The sequence below is a fragment of the Corallococcus praedator genome (assembly GCF_003612125.1).
GTDB lineage: Bacteria > Myxococcota > Myxococcia > Myxococcales > Myxococcaceae > Corallococcus > Corallococcus praedator.
In genome coordinates, this window is record NZ_RAWI01001448.1 from 1 (window position 1) to 385 (window position 385).

At 71.4% G+C, this 385-nt stretch carries 1 protein-coding gene; it reads right to left on the reverse strand.

Features of this window, described 5'->3' with window-relative positions:
• Nucleotides 1-233: twin-arginine translocation signal domain-containing protein (locus D7Y13_RS44840; RefSeq protein WP_120631186.1), on the reverse strand; the 233-nt coding region annotated here is incomplete at its 3' end.
• Nucleotides 234-385 lie beyond the last annotated feature (152 nt).

A 385-nucleotide genomic window follows, 5' to 3' on the forward strand; every position in this document is an offset into this window, starting at 1 on the left:
GCCTCGATGTCGGCGGTCTGCTTGGGCGCCGAGTTCTGGCCGTCGGACTCGATCAGGGCGACGCCCTCGGCCTCGGCCTCGACCTTGATCTGGTTGAGCATGTGGACGAAGAACGGGAACCCGAGGCTCGGCACGGAGCCGAGGATGGTGATCCCCTCCTGCGCGAGGGCGGGGCTCGCGATCGCCAGCGCGCCGAGCGCGGCCGACGACCTGAGGAAGCGGCGTCTGTTCATCGGTGGTCCTCCCTGAACCAGGCATGGTGGCGGCCCGGATTTTCCGTGTGGCGCCAACACGGTCGAGCCTAGCGGTCGGATCATGGCCCCGGCAAGCGCGTTCGACGGGGCGCCGGCGCCCCGCAGGGCCGCGACGTCGCGGGGTCCGTGGG